Origin of the sequence: Microbacterium sp. Yaish 1 (assembly GCF_002245215.1) — a bacterium.
In the GTDB taxonomy this organism is placed as follows: Bacteria; Actinomycetota; Actinomycetes; order Actinomycetales; family Microbacteriaceae; genus Microbacterium.
On the sequence record NZ_NPMR01000001.1, the window covers coordinates 1,352,981 to 1,368,563 of the forward strand.

At 69.5% G+C, this 15,583-nt stretch carries 17 protein-coding genes and 1 pseudogene; 8 read left to right on the plus strand and 10 right to left on the minus strand.

Annotated elements, in window-relative coordinates:
• Positions 1–18 precede the first annotated feature (18 nt).
• The 6 genes and pseudogenes from CI089_RS06415 to CI089_RS16755 all read left to right on the plus strand — a co-directional run.
• Positions 19–981, plus strand: a complete 963-nt coding sequence (locus tag CI089_RS06415) for an ATP-grasp domain-containing protein (protein ID WP_094260739.1) — start codon at positions 19–21, stop codon at positions 979–981.
• Positions 982–1,100: 119 nt separating this feature from the next.
• Positions 1,101–2,003, plus strand: coding sequence for a hypothetical protein (locus tag CI089_RS06420; RefSeq protein ID WP_094260740.1), 903 nt, complete (start codon positions 1,101–1,103; stop codon positions 2,001–2,003).
• Positions 2,000–2,890, plus strand: coding sequence for a UbiA family prenyltransferase (locus tag CI089_RS06425; RefSeq protein ID WP_094260741.1), 891 nt, complete (start codon positions 2,000–2,002; stop codon positions 2,888–2,890). Before CI089_RS06420 ends, CI089_RS06425 begins: the two co-directional genes overlap by 4 nt.
• Positions 2,887–4,299 (plus strand): phytoene desaturase family protein, encoded by a 1,413-nt coding sequence (locus CI089_RS06430; RefSeq protein WP_094260742.1) that lies wholly within the window; start codon positions 2,887–2,889, stop codon positions 4,297–4,299. The genes CI089_RS06425 and CI089_RS06430 overlap by 4 nt, the downstream gene beginning before the upstream one ends.
• 87 nt (positions 4,300–4,386) lie before the next feature.
• Positions 4,387–4,737 (plus strand): hypothetical protein, encoded by a 351-nt coding sequence (locus tag CI089_RS06435; RefSeq protein WP_256977568.1) that lies wholly within the window; start codon positions 4,387–4,389, stop codon positions 4,735–4,737.
• Between the two features lie 52 nt (positions 4,738–4,789).
• Positions 4,790–4,948: pseudogene (locus CI089_RS16755) on the plus strand (MarR family transcriptional regulator); the annotation flags it as partial.
• A gap of 221 nt (positions 4,949–5,169) precedes the next feature.
• Here CI089_RS16755 and CI089_RS16415 read toward each other — a convergent pair.
• The 6 genes from CI089_RS16415 to dnaB all read right to left on the minus strand — a co-directional run bounded on the left by CI089_RS16415 (position 5,170) and on the right by dnaB (position 10,056).
• Positions 5,170–5,322 (minus strand): hypothetical protein, encoded by a 153-nt coding sequence (locus tag CI089_RS16415; RefSeq protein ID WP_179223250.1) that lies wholly within the window; start codon positions 5,320–5,322, stop codon positions 5,170–5,172.
• 6 nt (positions 5,323–5,328) lie between these two features.
• On the minus strand, positions 5,329–5,955 hold the full coding sequence (locus tag CI089_RS06445) for a hypothetical protein (protein ID WP_143738930.1): 627 nt from the start codon (positions 5,953–5,955) through the stop codon (positions 5,329–5,331).
• 38 nt (positions 5,956–5,993) lie between these two features.
• On the minus strand, positions 5,994–7,328 hold the full coding sequence (locus tag CI089_RS06450) for an APC family permease (RefSeq protein ID WP_094260744.1): 1,335 nt from the start codon (positions 7,326–7,328) through the stop codon (positions 5,994–5,996).
• A 76-nt stretch (positions 7,329–7,404) separates the two neighbouring features.
• Positions 7,405–7,680: a hypothetical protein gene (locus CI089_RS06455; RefSeq protein WP_094260745.1), complete on the minus strand. Its 276-nt coding sequence runs from the start codon at positions 7,678–7,680 to the stop codon at positions 7,405–7,407.
• A gap of 94 nt (positions 7,681–7,774) precedes the next feature.
• A complete protein-coding gene (locus CI089_RS06460) occupies positions 7,775–8,623 on the minus strand; it encodes an ATP-grasp fold amidoligase family protein (protein WP_094261273.1) in 849 nt (282 codons plus the stop codon).
• A gap of 62 nt (positions 8,624–8,685) precedes the next feature.
• Positions 8,686–10,056: a replicative DNA helicase gene (gene dnaB, locus CI089_RS06465; RefSeq protein WP_094260746.1), complete on the minus strand. Its 1,371-nt coding sequence runs from the start codon at positions 10,054–10,056 to the stop codon at positions 8,686–8,688.
• Positions 10,057–10,519: 463 nt separating this feature from the next.
• Here dnaB and CI089_RS06470 point away from each other — a divergent pair, with 463 nt between their 5' ends.
• Positions 10,520–11,626 carry a hypothetical protein gene (locus tag CI089_RS06470; protein ID WP_094260747.1) on the plus strand — a complete coding sequence of 369 codons (1,107 nt, stop codon included), beginning with the start codon at positions 10,520–10,522 and terminating at the stop codon, positions 11,624–11,626.
• 80 nt (positions 11,627–11,706) lie between these two features.
• Positions 11,707–13,593 (plus strand): chaplin family protein, encoded by a 1,887-nt coding sequence (locus CI089_RS06475; protein ID WP_094260748.1) that lies wholly within the window; start codon positions 11,707–11,709, stop codon positions 13,591–13,593.
• 290 nt (positions 13,594–13,883) lie between these two features.
• On the opposite strand, the gene rplI is transcribed toward CI089_RS06475, so the two are convergent.
• From rplI to rpsF, 4 genes are read right to left on the minus strand one after another with little or no spacing between them, the layout of a single operon-like run.
• Positions 13,884–14,336 (minus strand): 50S ribosomal protein L9, encoded by a 453-nt coding sequence (gene rplI, locus CI089_RS06480; protein ID WP_023953547.1) that lies wholly within the window; start codon positions 14,334–14,336, stop codon positions 13,884–13,886.
• An 11-nt stretch (positions 14,337–14,347) separates the two neighbouring features.
• Positions 14,348–14,602 (minus strand): 30S ribosomal protein S18, encoded by a 255-nt coding sequence (gene rpsR / locus CI089_RS06485; protein ID WP_023953545.1) that lies wholly within the window; start codon positions 14,600–14,602, stop codon positions 14,348–14,350.
• Between the two features lie 59 nt (positions 14,603–14,661).
• Positions 14,662–15,192, minus strand: coding sequence for a single-stranded DNA-binding protein (locus CI089_RS06490; RefSeq protein ID WP_023953543.1), 531 nt, complete (start codon positions 15,190–15,192; stop codon positions 14,662–14,664).
• A gap of 5 nt (positions 15,193–15,197) precedes the next feature.
• Complete coding sequence (rpsF, locus tag CI089_RS06495) at positions 15,198–15,554, minus strand: 30S ribosomal protein S6 (RefSeq protein WP_036305492.1); 357 nt, start codon at positions 15,552–15,554, stop codon at positions 15,198–15,200.
• Positions 15,555–15,583 lie beyond the last annotated feature (29 nt).

A 15,583-nucleotide genomic window follows, 5' to 3' on the forward strand; every position in this document is an offset into this window, starting at 1 on the left:
TCGTCTTAGCCTGGCGGGATGTCGACTTCGCCGAAGGTGTACGTGATCCACGAGAACCCGGAGTGGTGGGCGCCCTTCGCCGCCGCGTTCGCCGCCGAGGACGTGCCCGCCGAGCAGTGGCTGCTCACCGACGGATCCATCGATCTGTCGGCCGAGCCGCCGCAGGGGGTCTTCTGGTCGCGGCTGTCGGCATCGGCCCACACGCGCGATCACGCGCAGTCGAAGGAGTACGGCCGCGCGGTGCTGCGGTGGCTCGAGTCGTGGGGCCGCACGGTGATCGGCGGCAGCCACGTCCTCGAGTTCGAGGTCAGCAAGGTGGCACAGCATGCCGCCTTGCGCGCGAGCGGCATCGACGTGCCCCGCACCGTCGCCGTCTTCGGCACCGACGACCTGAAGGAGCGCGCACGCGAGTTCCCGGTGCCGTTCATCAGCAAGCACAACCAGGGCGGCAAGGGTCTCGGCGTCCGCCGCTGGGACTCCCACGACGAGTTCGACGCCTGGGTCGATAGCCCCGAGTTCGAGGCATCCCCCGACGGCATCACGCTCATCCAGGAGTTCCTGTTCGCGCGCGAACCGTTCGTCACACGCGCCGAATACGTCGGCGGCGAGTTCGTCTACGCCGTGCGGGTCGACACGAGCGCGGGGAGCTTCGAGCTCTGCCCCGCCGATGCGTGCGTCGTCGACCCCGCCGCGGGCGCCGGCGGCATCCCGGCCTATCCGCCCTTCGCCTTGCGCGACGAGATCACCGCCGACCACCCCCTGGTCGTGCAGCACCGCGACTTCCTCCGCGCCGTCGACATCCGCATCGCCGGGATCGAGTTCGTCGAGACGATCGACGGGCGACTCGTCACCTACGACCTCAACACCAACACGAACTACAACCCCGATGTCGAGGCCTCGGCTCACGCATCCGGACCCGGTGAGATCGCGCGCTTCCTCGGCGAACTGCTAGCGCAGCCCCGCCCCACGCACAAGCGATAGGCCGCACCCGAGGCCGTCCGTAGGCTGACACCGTGCTCCGAAACCTCGTGATCGTCCTGGGAGACCAGCTCGAAGCCGCGCACCGCGGTGTTCCTCGCGACAATCGATAGTCTGCGCGGATGACCAGCATCGGGCGCCGACCTCTCTCGGGCATCGCCTGGCTCCTCATCGGGGCCGGGAGTGCCGCCGTCGGTCTGCTCCCGTGGCTGATCACCGGCGCACGGCTTCCCCTGCAGAACCTCGCCGCCGACCAGGCCGATCTGTCGACGCCGTTCTCGCTGCTGCCGTTCAGCCAGTACTTCCTCACCGCGATCGTCTCGCTGCTCGTCGTCGGCGGCGCCGTCGCCGGCCTTGCGGGGCGCATCCTGCGACACCGCCGCGCCCGGGGCGGAACCCGGTTCCTGACGCTCGGGGTGGTTGCGATTCAGGCGATCGCGATCGCGCAGTCGTCGGTCGTGACGGTGACGATGCTCGAGGACTCCAGCCGACGCGTCGTGTACGCCGCGGCGGTGATCGCGGTCATGCTCGTCTCACTTCTCATGAGCGTGCTCGTACTGCTTCTCGTTGCACGAGCGGGCCGGCCGGGCGCGGCGGTCGCCCTGTCGCTCGCGGCGCTCACAGCGCCCGGGTGGATCGGGCTCCCCCTGCAGGGCGTGCTCTCGCTCGGAAGCGACCCGGTCACCTCGACTGTTCTCTTGCTGCTTCGGTGGGTGCCGGCCGTCCTCGTCGGCGTCGTGATCGCGTGGTGCGGGTTCCGCACGGCCGGATGCGTCGCGGCCGCCCTCGTGAGCCTGGCCGCCCTCTGGATCGGGCCCGCGTTCTTCACCGCCGTCTCGGCCGCCGCAGGGACTCGCGTGCTCGCGCCGTATCCGGCCGAGATGGCGGATTACGGCATCGGGGTCTTCGTCATGGCGCTCACCGCCGCGGATCTCGTCGTGCCGTCGCTCATCGTCGCGGCGTGCGTCGGTGCTCTCGGGGCTCTCGCTCTTGCGGCTCTGACCAACCGGACGGACCGTGCGTGACCCCGACAGACTCCGAGAGCCGACCCGCCAGCGGTCGGGCAGCGACGCTCGCGCGCCTCGTCCACATCTCGCGGCCCGTTCTGTGGATCAACACGATCGGCACGGGCGCGCTCGGCATGTGGCTGACCGGTCAGCTCATCGACGTCGCCGCGATTCCGCTGCTGATCTGGCTGACGCTGCCGTTCAACCTGCTGATCTATGGCGTGAACGACATCTTCGATCAGGACACGGATGCGCTGAACCCGCGCAAGGGGTCGATCGAGGGTGCGCGAATCGAGCCCCGCGAGGTGAAGCTGATCGCATGGGCAGTGGCCATCACCAACGTCCCGTTCCTCGTCTACTTCGTCATCGCGCTGCCCATCGCGGCGGTCGGTCTGATTCTGCTCTACGCGGGCGTGTTCGTCTTCTACTCTGCTCCGCCGCTGCGGTTCAAGGCGCGACCGTTCCTCGACTCGCTGAGCAACGCCGCATACGGCCTGCCGTTGCTGATCATGCCGGTCGCTCTCGAGGCACCGCCGGTCTGGCCCGCCGTCGTCGGACTGCTGGCCTGGAGCGTCGCGAAGCACGCCTACGACGCCGTGCAGGACATCGACGAAGACCGCGAGGCCGGCATCACCACGACCGCCGTCCTGCTCGGCCCGCGTGGGACGGCCCTGTGGAGCGGGGCGTGGTGGCTGGTCTCGGCCGTGCTCTTCGCGCTCGTCAGCCTGCCCGTCGCGCTCGTCAACCTCGCCCTCGCCGGGATCCTCGTCGTCTGGCTACTGGTGCGCCCGACACCCGCCACCGGCCGCAGGCTCTACCCGCTGTCGATCGCGTTCCCGTACATCGCGGGCTCGGTCGCCAGCGGGCTGCTGCTCGCAGCCATGTTCCTGGGGGTCTATCCATGAGCCGCATCGTCGTCGTCGGGGCGGGCCTCGGCGGGCTCGCAGCATCCGCCCTGCTCGCCCACGCCGGTCACCGCGTGACGCTGCTCGAAGCGGCCGAGACGGTCGGCGGCAAGAGCCGACGCATCGAACTCGACGGCGAGCGCATCGACACGGGCCCATCGCTCGTCACGTTCCCGTCCGTCTGGGACGAGCTGCTGCGCCGGTTGGGCGCCGGGCCGCGAACGGGCACGGGTGCCGGTGAGCTCGACCTCGTCCGTCTGGATGAGGTGGGCCGCTACTACTACCGGGGTGAAGAGGTGTCGCTGCCCGTGCCGGAAGGGCACCCCTGGTACCCGGCGTGGAAGCGCTTCAGCGACGAGCATGCGCCCCTCGCGAGCGACGTCGCCGCACTGCTCGTCGCCGACCCGCTCGATCGCGCGTCGCTGCCCGCGCTGCAGCGGTTGCTCGCCGTGTACGGTCGGCGCCTCAGCACCCGCGCCTACCTCGACAGCCTCACCTGGATGCCCGAGGGACTGCGCGAGATCATCGCGATCCACACCCTCAACGCCGGCGTCTCCCCCTCCCGCACCCCGGCGTTGTACGCGAGCATGCCCGCCGTCATGGCCGCCGACGGGGTGTGGGTGCCCCGAGGCGGGGTGTTCGAGATCGTCATCGCGCTGCGGCGGCTGGCGGATGCCGCGGGCGTCGAGATCCGCACCGGCGAGCGCGTCACGCGCATCGACCGCGGCCGGGTCACGACCGAGCGCGGTGTGCACGAGGCGGATGTCGTCGTGAGCGGTCTCGACGCGTCACGGCTCGACGAGCTGCTCGGGCGACGGCGCCTCGCTCCCGGTTCGCCGCAGCTGTCATGCTCGGCGGTCGCGATCTACGGTGTGCTCGAGAAGCCCCTTCCCGAGCGGACCGCGGCGCACAGCGTCATCCTGCCCACGAAGCCCGCTGCCCTGCACCGCAGCCTCGCCGCGGGCGACGAGCCCGCCGACACGATGGCGTTCGTCAACCACTACCGGGCCGGCGAGATCTACCCGAACGGGCGCAGCACGCTCGCGGTTCTGCTCACCAGCCCCGCCGACGGCCAGGGCTACTCGCTCGACCACCCGTTCGTGACGCGCGAGATCGAACGCATCTCACGCGTGATGGGCCTCGACGGACTCCTCACCGACGGGCTGACCGAGACGACCGTGCTCGACCCGCGCTACTTCGGCTCGTTCGGCGAACCCCACGGCGCGCTCTACGGGGCGTCGCGACCCCTGTGGATGAGCGGCCCGCTGCACCAGCCCGCGCAGCACGACCTCCGCGCGCCCTGGCTCTGGCGGGTCGGTGCGTCGGTGCACCCGGGCGGCGGCATCCCCGCCGTCCTCGGCGGCGCGATGATCGTCGCGAGCAAGCTGCTCAAGCGGCATCCCGCCTGAGCCGGCTGACAGCGGAGGAGATCTGCTGTCAGGAGGCGACGCACAGGGATTCAGCCCTCCGAAACACAGATCTCCTCGGTTGCGGCCGTGGAAGATGAGGTCGTGCGCATCGCGGGAAGCCTCCTCCTCACCCTGGCTGCGACCGTGGCGGGCCTGTTCGGCCTCCTCATGCTCGGGCTGTCGGGCCTGTACTGGGACGGCGGCTTTCTGCTTCGGGAGTTCTCCGACTCCGACGATCTCGAACGAGCGGTTGGCGTCACGATGGGGATTGCGGGCCTCGCGGGTTGGGCCGGCCTTTCGGTCACTGCCGCGCTGGTGGGCCTTCGCGGTCGACGTCCATCCCGCGCGCGGTCGGCGGCCGTATGGGCGACCCTCGCATTCGGCGCTGTCGTTCTCCTGGGGGCGACGATCTTCGTGCTGACGTCGAACCGCCCCTGATCAGCCGGTCGACGAGGTCGTATCGGAGCTTTCGCGCGCGGGCCATCCGGGAGTGACGGCGACGCTCGAGTTCGCCCTGGTCGCTATCGAGGCAGGCGCGCGAGACGCCTCAGCCCTGGGGCGCGCCGTCGGCGTCTCGAAGCAGGCTGCCGCGAAAACGATCACGACCCTCGAACAGCTGGGGTACGTGGAGCGGCTCCCCGACCCCGGCGACGCGCGCCGCAAACACCTCGAGGTGGATGATGGAACTCGGCGCCGCGGCCTTCGAGACGATCCGAGACCGCTGGGTCGCTCGAATCGGCGCCGACGCTGCGGCTGAGGTCGAGGCCGCGCTCCGCCAGCTGACGCAGAAGTAGGTTCGCACCCGGCATCCCCGGAACGGTTCATCGGTTGGCGGGCATCGAGTTAACCTGCGTACCGCCCAGGCTTGAATCAGTCGGCGACGCCCACGTCGTTACGCTGCTCACCGCGGTGCTCGGCGGCGGCGACGATGAACGGGATGCCGACGGCAGCCGAGGTGACCAGAAGCCCTCCGGTGAAGACGAGGCCGGGAAGCTCGGCGACGTTGAAAGCGGCACGAAACAATCGCAGTCAGTCGGAGCGTCCGTACTCTTCGATGCGCGTCGCGCCCTCGGGGAGGTCACCGTTCGGCCACACCTGCGGCACGCGCACCGAGGCGTCCCACGTCGCTTGATCCCACAGCGCAGGTGGCGAGAACGCGGTCACGAGAGCGTAAGTCTCACCGGGCTGGGCTTCTTGCGAATTGTCGAGGCCGTCGACACCGAAGACCCAGGGCTCCCGGCCGTCTCCGGCGGATGTGAATCTCACGGTGAAGTCGTTCTTCAACGGCGCGTCCCAGCGGAGGTCGCCGAAATCCGTGCTTTCGACGTATCGGCTGAACTCGGACTTGAGTGCGGCATCATCCGGGTACGCCGCAGGGTCGAGAAGCAAGCGCACGTAGTACGTGTACCGCGCAGCATCCGGCATCACGCCCGACGCGGTGTCTTCCGTCTGGAAGTAGAAGGGGCGGTCCGCCGTGACCACCTCATCGAGGATCGCCTCCTCGGGAATCGTCTCGATGAAGTCGTCCACCAGTTGATGTGCGCGTTCGCGTACGTCGGCCGTCGTCGGTGGCGGCGCCGCAGGCGCGCAGCCGCTGACCGCCGCCGTGATGACGATCGCCACCGCGACCGTCACGCTACCGGTCCGTCTCGTCATCCGAGGCCTCCCCTACGACCGCGAGCTCGTGCAGGACATCACCGCGATGCTATCTGTGCCCTCTCCCCGCGACTACGCGCCCAACGGGCCACGAAGTAGAGTCCCACGCCGACCACGATGAGGATGGCGCCGAAGATCCACACCCGCAGGGTCTGCTGGCTGAGCAGCAGCAGACACGACGCGACGCCGAGCACGGGAACGAACGTCCACACGCGGAAGTGATCGTGATCGACGCGGTCGCGGCGCAGCACGAGCACCGAGATGTTCGCGCTCAGGAAGACGAAGAGCAGCAGCAGGACGACCGTCTCGGCGAGCAGCGCCAGGTCGCCCACGAGCGTCAGCAGCATCGCGACGAGCGTGGTGGCGAGGATCGCCACCCACGGCGTCTGCCGCCCGGGCAGCACGCGCGACAGAGCGCGCGGCAGCAGCCCCTGCTCTGCCATGCCGTACGTGAGGCGGCTCGCCATGATCATCGTCAGCAGCGCGCCGTTGGCGACGGCGATGAGCGCGATGAGGCTGAACAGCCACGAGGGGATGGCGACACCGCTCGCCTCGACCACCGCGAGCAGCGGTCCGCTCGAGCTCGACAGCTCTTCGGGCGGCAGCGCGATGCTGCTCGCGAGGCCGACCAGCACGTAGACCAGCCCGGCTGCACCGAGAGCGGCGAACAGCGCGCGCGGGTACATCCTCGAGGGTTCCTTGACCTCCTCGATCATGTTCGCCGACGTCTCGAAGCCCACGAATGAGTAGTACGCGATGATCGCTCCGGCGAGCACGGCCGACGCGACACCGGTGCCCTCGGGAACCTGCGTGACGCGCGACACATCCCCGCCTCCGCCGGCGAGGAGGAAGCCGACCACGACCACGACGATCACCAGCCCCGAGACCTCGATGGCGGTCATCACGAAGTTCGCACCCATCGATTCCCGGATGCCGCGGGCATTGAGCGCCGCGAGCACGGCGAGGAACACGATCGCTACCGGCACCACGGGAACCTCGACGAACGTCTGCAGGTACTGACCGGCGAAGGCGATCGACAGCCCCGCTGCGCTCACGACGCCCGCGGCCAGCATGCAGAAGCCGACGAGAAACGACACGAGCCTGTTCTTGAACGCGCGCTCCGCGAAGACGGCCGCACCGCCGGCCCGGGGGTACTTCGTCACGAGCTCGGCGTACGACCCGGCGGTGAGCAGCGCCAGCACGAGAGCGGCGAGCAAGGGTGCCCACAGCATCCCGCCCACGCGCTCGGCCAGAACCCCCATGAGCGCGTAGACACCCGCGCCCAGAACGTCACCGAGGATGAAGGCGAACAGCAGCGGTCCGCCGATTCCTCGCCGGAGGCGAGTGGGCACGGGAGTATCGGTCTTGCTCATTCCGCGAACGTTAGATCGCGGCATCCCGAAACCCGTAGCGGCTTGACACCAGACCCGCGCGTGGACGCACGTCTCGTCACGAGCGCGGCGCGCCAGTAGCGGCGTCGAGCTGACGCAGGCGCGCGGTGATGCCGACGATGCCCGTGCTCCACGCGACCGCAACGGCCACGGCACCAGACGTCGACGCGACGACTCCCGCGGGCGACCCGCCCGCCCCCGCCACGACGGCCCAGGCGATGAGTGCCAGCAGCGCGATGGCCGATCCGACCGGCAGCCAGATCCTCGCCATCTGCAGGCAAGACGCCTCTCGCGTCGCACGGTCGGTGGGCTGGTTCGCGGTGGCGGTGCTCATGGATACGACGCTATGCAGGCGCGGTTCGTCGCGCCTCCGCCGTACGGCTGAACGTGGAGGCGCCGGCATCCGGCGCACGGGTGAGGCGACAGCGTCAGCGGTAGCGCCGCGGCACCGTCCAGGGGCGGCCGAACTCGGTGTTGTACGACTCCGGTTCGAACGGGCTGTCGCCGCCGGCGGGAAAGCTCGTGAGCTCGCCGAAGACGACGCGACCGTCGACGTCGTACAGATCGACGCGCACGAAGTCGGTGCCCTCGCCGAGGCGCTCGGCGATGCTGATCATCTCGTCGAGATGCGCGGGCCGCGGGCGCTCGGGATCAGCCCAGGGCGGCCCGCCGCTCATCGGGATGCGGCTCCAGTCGGGTCGGAAGAAGTCCTGCGTGCGACCGCCGAAGCGTCCGCCGTCGACCTGGATGAAGTGGCATCGCCCATGGAAGACGAAGAACTTGTAGTCGTCCGGGATGCCGCCGTCGGCGCCGACCAGGAACTCCTCGACGATGATGCGGCGCGGCACCTGCCCGTAGACCCACTCGCGATTCGGGCCCTGCCCGTAGAGCTTGGTGAGCCAGCCCGCGGCAATCGCCGCGAGGTCGTGCGGGTTCGCCTGTTCCGGCCGCACGTGCCGATAGACCCAGCCCCAGCGCGCCTCCGGAAGCCGGGCATCCGCAGAGGCGGCGGCCGACACGACGATCGCCGCGCCGCTCCCGTGCGTCGGCTTCACGACGTAGGCGTCGGGCCAGTCGAGGTTCAGCAGGCTTCGCGGGTCATCGACGATCGCATAGGCACGGGGCAGGTACTGTGCGCCGATGACCGCGGCGACGTGGTCGCGGACGGCGGCCTTGTCCGCGAAGGTGACGATGAGGCTGCGGTGGTCGCGCAGCATCTTGTAGCGAACCTTCTCGCGGAACGTGGTCGGATTGCGCGTGCGCCACAGGCGCAGCATCCGAATCAGCCGACTGCGCTCGCGCCACCGGACGCCATCGTGCGCGGCCCGCATTCGGCCGCTCAGTCCATCCCCACGGCCATGTCGGTGAAGCGCGAGAAGTGGCCCTGGAACGCCACCGTCACGGTGTCGGTCGGACCGTTACGGTGCTTCGCGACGATCAGATCGGCCTCGCCGGCGCGAGGGCTGTCCTTCTCGTAAGCCGCCTCTCGGTGCAGCAGGATGACGATGTCGGCGTCCTGCTCGATCGAGCCCGACTCACGCAGGTCGCTGATCGCCGGCTTCTTGTCGGCACGCTGCTCGGCACCACGGTTCAGCTGCGACAGCGCGATGACGGGAACCTGCAGCTCCTTCGCGAGCAGCTTGAGCGCACGCGAGAACTCCGAGACCTCTTGCTGACGCGACTCGACGCGCTTACCGCTCGTCATCAGCTGCAGGTAGTCGATCACGACCATCTTGAGGCCCACGCGCTGCTTGAGGCGGCGGCACTTCGCGCGGATCTCGACGAGCGTCATATTGGGGCTGTCGTCGATGTAGAGCGGAGCGTCGTTGATGCGGCCACGCGTCGCGGCGACGGTGGTCCAGTCGCGCGAGTCGAGGGTTCCCTTTCGCATCGACTGCAGCGGCACGGCACCTTCGGCACTCATGAGGCGCATCGCGATCTCGCTGCGCCCCATCTCGAGCGAGAAGAAGATGGTCGGTGCGTTGTTCTTGATCGCTGCAGCGCGGGCGAAGTCGAGCGCGAGCGTCGACTTACCCATGGCGGGTCGTGCCGCGACGACGATCATCTGACCGGGGTGCAGGCCGTTGGTCAGCTGGTCGAGCCCGGAGAAGCCGGTCGGGATGCCGGTCATCTGGCCGTCGCGTCCACGCGCGGCCTCGATGTCGTCGATGGCGGCGGTGACGGCGACCTCGAGGGGAACGTAGTCCTCGGCCTTCTCGGCACCGGTGACCGAGTAGATCTCGGCCTGGGCGTTGTTGACGAGATCGACCGCGTCACCCTGGCCGTTGTAGCCCATCTGGACGATGCGGGTTCCGGCCTCGACGAGGCGGCGCAGCAGGGCGCGCTCGTTGACGATCGTCGCGTAGTAGCCGGCGTTCGCGGCGGTCGGGACGATGGAGGTCAGCGTGTGCAGATAGTCGGCGCCGCCGGCACGCTGCAGCTCGCCGTTCTTGATGAGCTCGTCGGTGACGGCCACGACATCGGTCGGCTCGCCGTGCGAGTACAGCGAGAGCAGCGCCTCGTAGATGAGCTCGTGCTTGGGCACGTAGAAGTCGGTGCCCCGGAGCGTCTCGATGACGTCGGCGACGGCATCCTTCGACAGCAGCATTCCGCCGAGCGTGCTCTGCTCGGCGAGCATGTCGTGCGGCGGGGTGCGATCGGGTTCGCGCCGTCCGCCGAGCCTGTCGTCAGAGATGTCCGCGATCGACATCCGCACCCCCGCATCCTGGCCTGTGACCCAGCCGGAGTACACGGTATGGAGGGCGTCCGACACCCGCAAACCCGCCTGTGGATAACTCTGTGGAGAGGATGCGGGAAACGCCGCGACGGTTGTGAAGAAGTCCTGTGGAAAACGCCCGGGGATACGTGGAAACTCGACGACTAACCGCCGCCTGATCAGGTGTTTTAGTTTCCCCAACCTGTGGATGAAGATTGTGGTTGAAGTCTCACTTGAAGGTTGTTCATCTGGGGACTCACTTGTGTAAAACGCCCGCCTTGTCAAGTCGGCTCCGAGCCCCCGGCGCGCCATCCTCAGTGCCTGCTCATGACGAACTCAGGGGAGCCCTAGACAGCCGTCCGAGACAGGAGTATCTTTCTTCGCCAAGCAGTACCCGACGGCACGGGGTCTCCCGTGCGAACGATGTCGACGCTCTGGGGGGAGGTGATCGCTCGTCATGGCCCAGCACCGCCGCACGCCTCGCTGGGTGCCGATCTTCGGCACCGGAGTCGGTCTCGCCTTCGCCTGGACGGCGCTCTCCCTCGCGCTCGCGCCCGCGAGTTACGCCGCCGATGAGGAGTCGGGTCCCCTCCAGGGCATCGTCTCGGCCGTCACCGATCCGGTCGACCGTGCCGTCGAAGACGTCGTCGCTCCGGTGCTCGACTCCGTGGTCCAGCCCGTGGCCCGCGTCGCAGACCCCGTCGTGCAGGCTGTCGCCCCCGTGGTGCAGTCGGCCCCTCCCGCCGTCGCGCCGGTCGTCGAACCCGTCGTTCGGGATGTGGTCGAACCGGTCGTGGAGAATGTCGTCGCCCCTGCCGCACAGCCGGTCGCGGCTGTCGTCGAACCGGTCGCAGAGGCCGCAGCTCCCGTCGTCGCGGCGGTGTCGGATACCGCGGCCCCCGTGACGGATGCTGTCGCGCCCGTGCTCGGCTCGCTGTCGCCCGTGACCGACGGGGTCGGCGCACCCCTCGCCCCCGTGCTCGGCATGATCGACGGCGCCCTCGCTCCTGTGGTGTCGGGGCTCGTTCCCGTGACCGACGCGCTGACGCCCGTCACCGACGCACTATCTCCTGTCATCGTCCCGATCACGGATGCCGTCGTTCCCGGCGGCTCGTTGCCGACGATTCCCCTGCTTCCGGTCGAGACGACCGCCCCCGGAACCGCCACCGGCTCGCCGCTGGACGCGCTCTCGGCTGCCGTGCTCGACATCCTCGGGACAGCGGCGGTGTCGAGCGCGAGCGATGGCCCGTTCGGCGTGCTCGGGGCCACGGCGGCGTCGGCACGCGCCCTCGCGCCTGCGGCCGAGTTCTTCGCGGCCGCAGGCGATAGAGCGACCGCCGTGGCGGACCACGTGCTCTCCCTCGGCGTCCCGGCGGCCGGCGACCTTCCCACCAGCGTTCCCGGTTCTGCCTCGGCAGGCGCCGGCGCTGCCTCGGGCGGCGTCGCCGCGGCCCTGTTCGCGGTCGCCGGAGCGGCGTTCCTGCTGCCCAGCCGTCGCGGACGCCTCATGAACTCGACGGGCCCCATCTCGCCCGTCTACCCCACCGACGTCTCTCCTGACTGACGAACGGCCGGCCGCGCTCGAGCGGCACGACCATCGGCGCTCAGCGCCATCCATTCGTCATTCTCAAGGAGAGAACACTCATGAACACCATCGTCTCGCGTGCCATCTGGGGCACGCTCGTCGCCGGGGGGATCACGATCCTCGGCGCCTCGGTCGCCCACGCGGCCGACACCACGGGAGAGGACGGGCTGCTCTCGGGCACCCAAGGCATCGTCTCCGTCGAGGCTCCGATCACGGTCAGCGGGACATCCGTCGCCGTCGTCGGTGACGCCGACAGCTCGACGTCCGGGTCGAGCGCCCCCGAGTCTGCACCGGCACCCAGCGGCTCGACGAGCGGCTCGGACGGCGTCGGCTCGGGATCGCAGGCGCTCATCAGCGTGTCCGTGCCCGTAACCGTCGAGGGCACCTCGGTCTCCGTCGTGGGCGACAGCACGTCGTCGACGGACAGCGGCAGCGCAACCGCTGAGTCGGCTCCCGCACCGGCCGAGGCCGCTCCGGCTCCTGCGGCCGAAACGAACGGGTCGGATGGCGTCGCTTCGGGCACGCAGGTCGTCGCTCCGGTGTCGGCGCCCATCGAGGTCAGCGGCACCGCCGTCTCGGTCGTCGGAGACGCCACCACCGACACCACCACCACCGGCGGCAACGGCGGCGCGACGGGCACCGCGCCCGAGGCGACCACCGACGGCACCGACGGCATCCTCGGCGGCACCCAGGTGCTCGCCCCGGTCACCGCACCGATCGACCTGAGCGGCACCGCCGTCTCGGTCATCGGCGACGCCACCACCGACACCACCACCGGTGGCAACACGGTCGGCACCGGTGGCTCATCGGCTGACGCGTCGACCGGCGGCTCGGACAGCGTCCTCGGCGGCACCCAGGTCGTCGCACCCGTGACGGCACCGATCGACCTGACCGGCACCGCCGTCTCGGTCATCGGAGACGCCACCACCGACACCACCACCGGTGGCAGCACGGTCGGCACCGGTGGCTCATCGGCTGACGCGTCGACCGGCGGCTCGGACAGCGTCCTCGGCGGCACCCAGGTCGTCGCACCCGTGACGGCACCGATCGACCTGACCGGCACCGCCGTCTCGGTCATCGGAGACGCCACCACCGACACCACCACCGGTGGCAGCACGGTCGGCACCGGTGGCTCATCGGCTGACGCGTCGACCGACGGCACCGACGGCATCCTCGGCGGCACCCAGGTGCTCGCCCCGGTCACCGCACCGATCGACCTCAGCGGCACCGCCGTCTCGGTCATCGGAGACGCCACCACCGACACCACCACCACCGGCGGCAACGGCGGCACCACGGGCACCACGCCCGGCGCGTCGACCAGCGGCTCGGACAGCATCCTCGGCGGCACCCAGGTGCTCGCACCGGTCACCGCACCGATCGACCTCACCGGCACCGCCGTCTCGGTCATCGGAGACGCCACCAGTGACACCACCACCGGCAGCAACGGCGGCACGACGGGCACCACGCCCGGCGCGTCGACCAGCGGCTCGGACAGCGTCCTCGGCGGCACCCAGCTGGTGCTCCCGATCACTGCCCCGATCTCGCTGACCGGAACCGCGATCTCGGTGATCGGCGATTCGACCACTGAGGTCGTCACCCCGGCAGGCCCGGGCACCGACCCGGGCACGGACCCGGGAACCGACCCCGGCACCGACCCGGGAACCGACCCCGGCACCGACCCGGGAACCGACCCCGGCACGGACCCCGGCACCGACCCCGGCACCACGCCCGGGACGGACGGCAACGGCGGAGCCCCCGCGGTTCCGACCGCGTCGAGCATGACGGACACCGCTGTGGTCGGCACGCCGGCCTCGGCAACGTCGGCTCGCCCGCTGATGCTCGCCAAGACGGGCGGTGAGACTCCGGTGGCTCTCGGCCTCGGCGCCCTGGCGCTGACGCTGATGGGGCTCGTCCTCATCGCACTGCGCCGTCGCGCGACGGTCTGATCCCAGCAGGGCACATCCGGAAACAGCGGATGCCGCGGGCCACGGCCTGCGGCATCCGCTCCGGCCTGCCCGCGGCGCACGCCACCGACGGACACGTCACCGCACCGGGATGCAAGGAATCTGCACCGACACCCCGGGGCTCGGCATCCGCTCTCGGAGTGTCGGCCCGCAAACCTGGCATCCGGGCACAACGCACATGCGAACCCGGCACCCACGAACCCGGCACGCACCCGGAAACGACGGATGCCGCGAACCCGAAGGTCCGCGGCATCCGTACGGTGCGCCAGGGATTACTTGGCGGCGACCACCTGCAGGGTGATCACGGCGGTGAGGTCGTCACGGAGGCGAATGGTCGCCTCGTGCTCGCCCACGGCCTTGATCGGCGAGGTGATGTGGATCTTGCGCTTGTCGAGGTCGCCCAGACCAGCGGTCTTGACGGCGTCAGCCACGTCGGCGGGCTTGACCGCACCGAACAGTCGGCCTTCGGCGCCGGCCTTGACCGACAGCTTGACCTTGTTCGACTCGAGGTTGTTCTTGAGGGCCACGGCCTCTTCGTGGTCGTGGATCGCGCGGGCGTCGCGAGCGGCGCGGATGGACGCCACCTGCTTCTCGCCACCGCGGGTCCAGGCCACAGCGAAGCCCTGGGGGATGAGGTAGTTACGGGCGTACCCGTTCTTGACCTCGATGACGTCACCGGCGCTTCCGAGCCCGGCGACCTCGTTCGTGAGAATCAGCTTTGCCATGTCGGTGCTCCTTACCGGCCAGCGCCGGCGTAAGGCAGGAGCGCCATTTCGCGCGCGTTCTTGATCGCCTTGGCGATCAGACGCTGCTCCTGCACCGAGACACCGGTGATACGACGGGCGCGGATCTTCCCACGCTCCGAGATGAACTTGCGGAGCGTCGAAACGTCCTTGTAGTCGATGACGCCGACGCGGATCGCCTTCGCGGGGGCCGCGTTCTTCGCGCCCTTCCGCGGCTTGCGGCGGTCGCCGGTTGCCTTTCCAGCCATTGTTTTTCCTTACGAGAGTGATGATCGGATGCCGCTGCACGCAGCATCCGGAATCCGATTCAGAACGGGGTGTCGTCGCCGTAGGAGGCGCCGCTGGTACCCGGTGCGCTCCACGCGTCGGGAGCCGAAGAACCCGGGGTCGCCCACGGCTCCTCCTGCACCTGCTGCTGCGGGCGCGACTGCTGACCGCCGCCGAAGCTTCCGCCGCCGCCACCACCGGAGCCGGATGCGGCGCGCGTGACCTGTGCGGTCGCGTAGCGCAGCGAGGGGCCGATCTCGTCGACCTCCAGCTCGATCGCGGTGCGGTTCTGGCCCTCACGGTCCTGGTAGGAGCGCTGACGCAGGCGGCCGGTCGCGACGACCCGCATGCCCTTGGTCAGGGAACCCGCCACGTGCTCGGCGAAGTCACGCCACACGGACGCGCGGAGGAACAGCGCTTCGCCGTCCTTCCACTCGTTCGCCTGACGGTCGAAGGTGCGAGGAGTCGAGGCGATCGTGAAGTTCGCCACCGGCAGGCCGTTCTGCGTGTAACGCAGCTCGGGGTCTGCCGTGAGGTTGCCCACGACGGTGATGACGGTCTCGCCGGCCATGAGCCTTACGCCTTCGCAGCCTTAGCGGGGGCGGCAGCCTTGCGAGCAGCCTTCGCCTCGGAGCGCGCCTTCTCGGCGGCGACCTGTGCGATGGCCTCCTCGGCGCGCAGGACCTTGGTGCGCATGATCGACTCGCTCAGCTTCAGCTGGCGGTCGAGCTCCTGCGTGGTCTCGCTCGTCGCGGTGAAGTTGACGACGGCGTAGATGCCCTCGTTCTTCTTCTGGATCTCGTACGCCAGGCGGCGACGGCCCCAGATGTCGATGTTCTCGATGGTTCCGCCGTCATTCGTGATGACCTTGAGGAACTTGTCAAGGTTGGGAGCAACCTGACGCTCATCGATCTCGGGCTGGAGAATCACCATGAGCTCGTACTGGTACGTGTGCGTCACTG

What these genes read in the sequence shown, in the direction of transcription:
- CI089_RS06460 (WP_094261273.1), bottom strand. Translation starts at nt 8,623, where the DNA reads ATGCTGCGCCTGTGGCGCACGCGCAATCCGACCACGTTCCGCGAGAAG.
- CI089_RS06445 (WP_143738930.1), bottom strand. Translation starts at nt 5,955, where the DNA reads ATGACGAGACGGACCGGTAGCGTGACGGTCGCGGTGGCGATCGTCATC.
- CI089_RS06450 (WP_094260744.1), bottom strand. Translation starts at nt 7,328, where the DNA reads ATGAGCAAGACCGATACTCCCGTGCCCACTCGCCTCCGGCGAGGAATC.
- CI089_RS06430 (WP_094260742.1), top strand. Translation starts at nt 2,887, where the DNA reads ATGAGCCGCATCGTCGTCGTCGGGGCGGGCCTCGGCGGGCTCGCAGCA.
- rplI (WP_023953547.1), bottom strand. Translation starts at nt 14,336, where the DNA reads ATGGCAAAGCTGATTCTCACGAACGAGGTCGCCGGGCTCGGAAGCGCC.
- rpsR (WP_023953545.1), bottom strand. Translation starts at nt 14,602, where the DNA reads ATGGCTGGAAAGGCAACCGGCGACCGCCGCAAGCCGCGGAAGGGCGCG.
- CI089_RS06470 (WP_094260747.1), top strand. Translation starts at nt 10,520, where the DNA reads ATGGCCCAGCACCGCCGCACGCCTCGCTGGGTGCCGATCTTCGGCACC.
- dnaB (WP_094260746.1), bottom strand. Translation starts at nt 10,056, where the DNA reads ATGTCGATCGCGGACATCTCTGACGACAGGCTCGGCGGACGGCGCGAA.
- CI089_RS06415 (WP_094260739.1), top strand. Translation starts at nt 19, where the DNA reads ATGTCGACTTCGCCGAAGGTGTACGTGATCCACGAGAACCCGGAGTGG.
- CI089_RS06490 (WP_023953543.1), bottom strand. Translation starts at nt 15,192, where the DNA reads ATGGCCGGCGAGACCGTCATCACCGTCGTGGGCAACCTCACGGCAGAC.
- CI089_RS06475 (WP_094260748.1), top strand. Translation starts at nt 11,707, where the DNA reads ATGAACACCATCGTCTCGCGTGCCATCTGGGGCACGCTCGTCGCCGGG.
- CI089_RS06455 (WP_094260745.1), bottom strand. Translation starts at nt 7,680, where the DNA reads ATGAGCACCGCCACCGCGAACCAGCCCACCGACCGTGCGACGCGAGAG.
- rpsF (WP_036305492.1), bottom strand. Translation starts at nt 15,554, where the DNA reads ATGGTGATTCTCCAGCCCGAGATCGATGAGCGTCAGGTTGCTCCCAAC.
- CI089_RS06420 (WP_094260740.1), top strand. Translation starts at nt 1,101, where the DNA reads ATGACCAGCATCGGGCGCCGACCTCTCTCGGGCATCGCCTGGCTCCTC.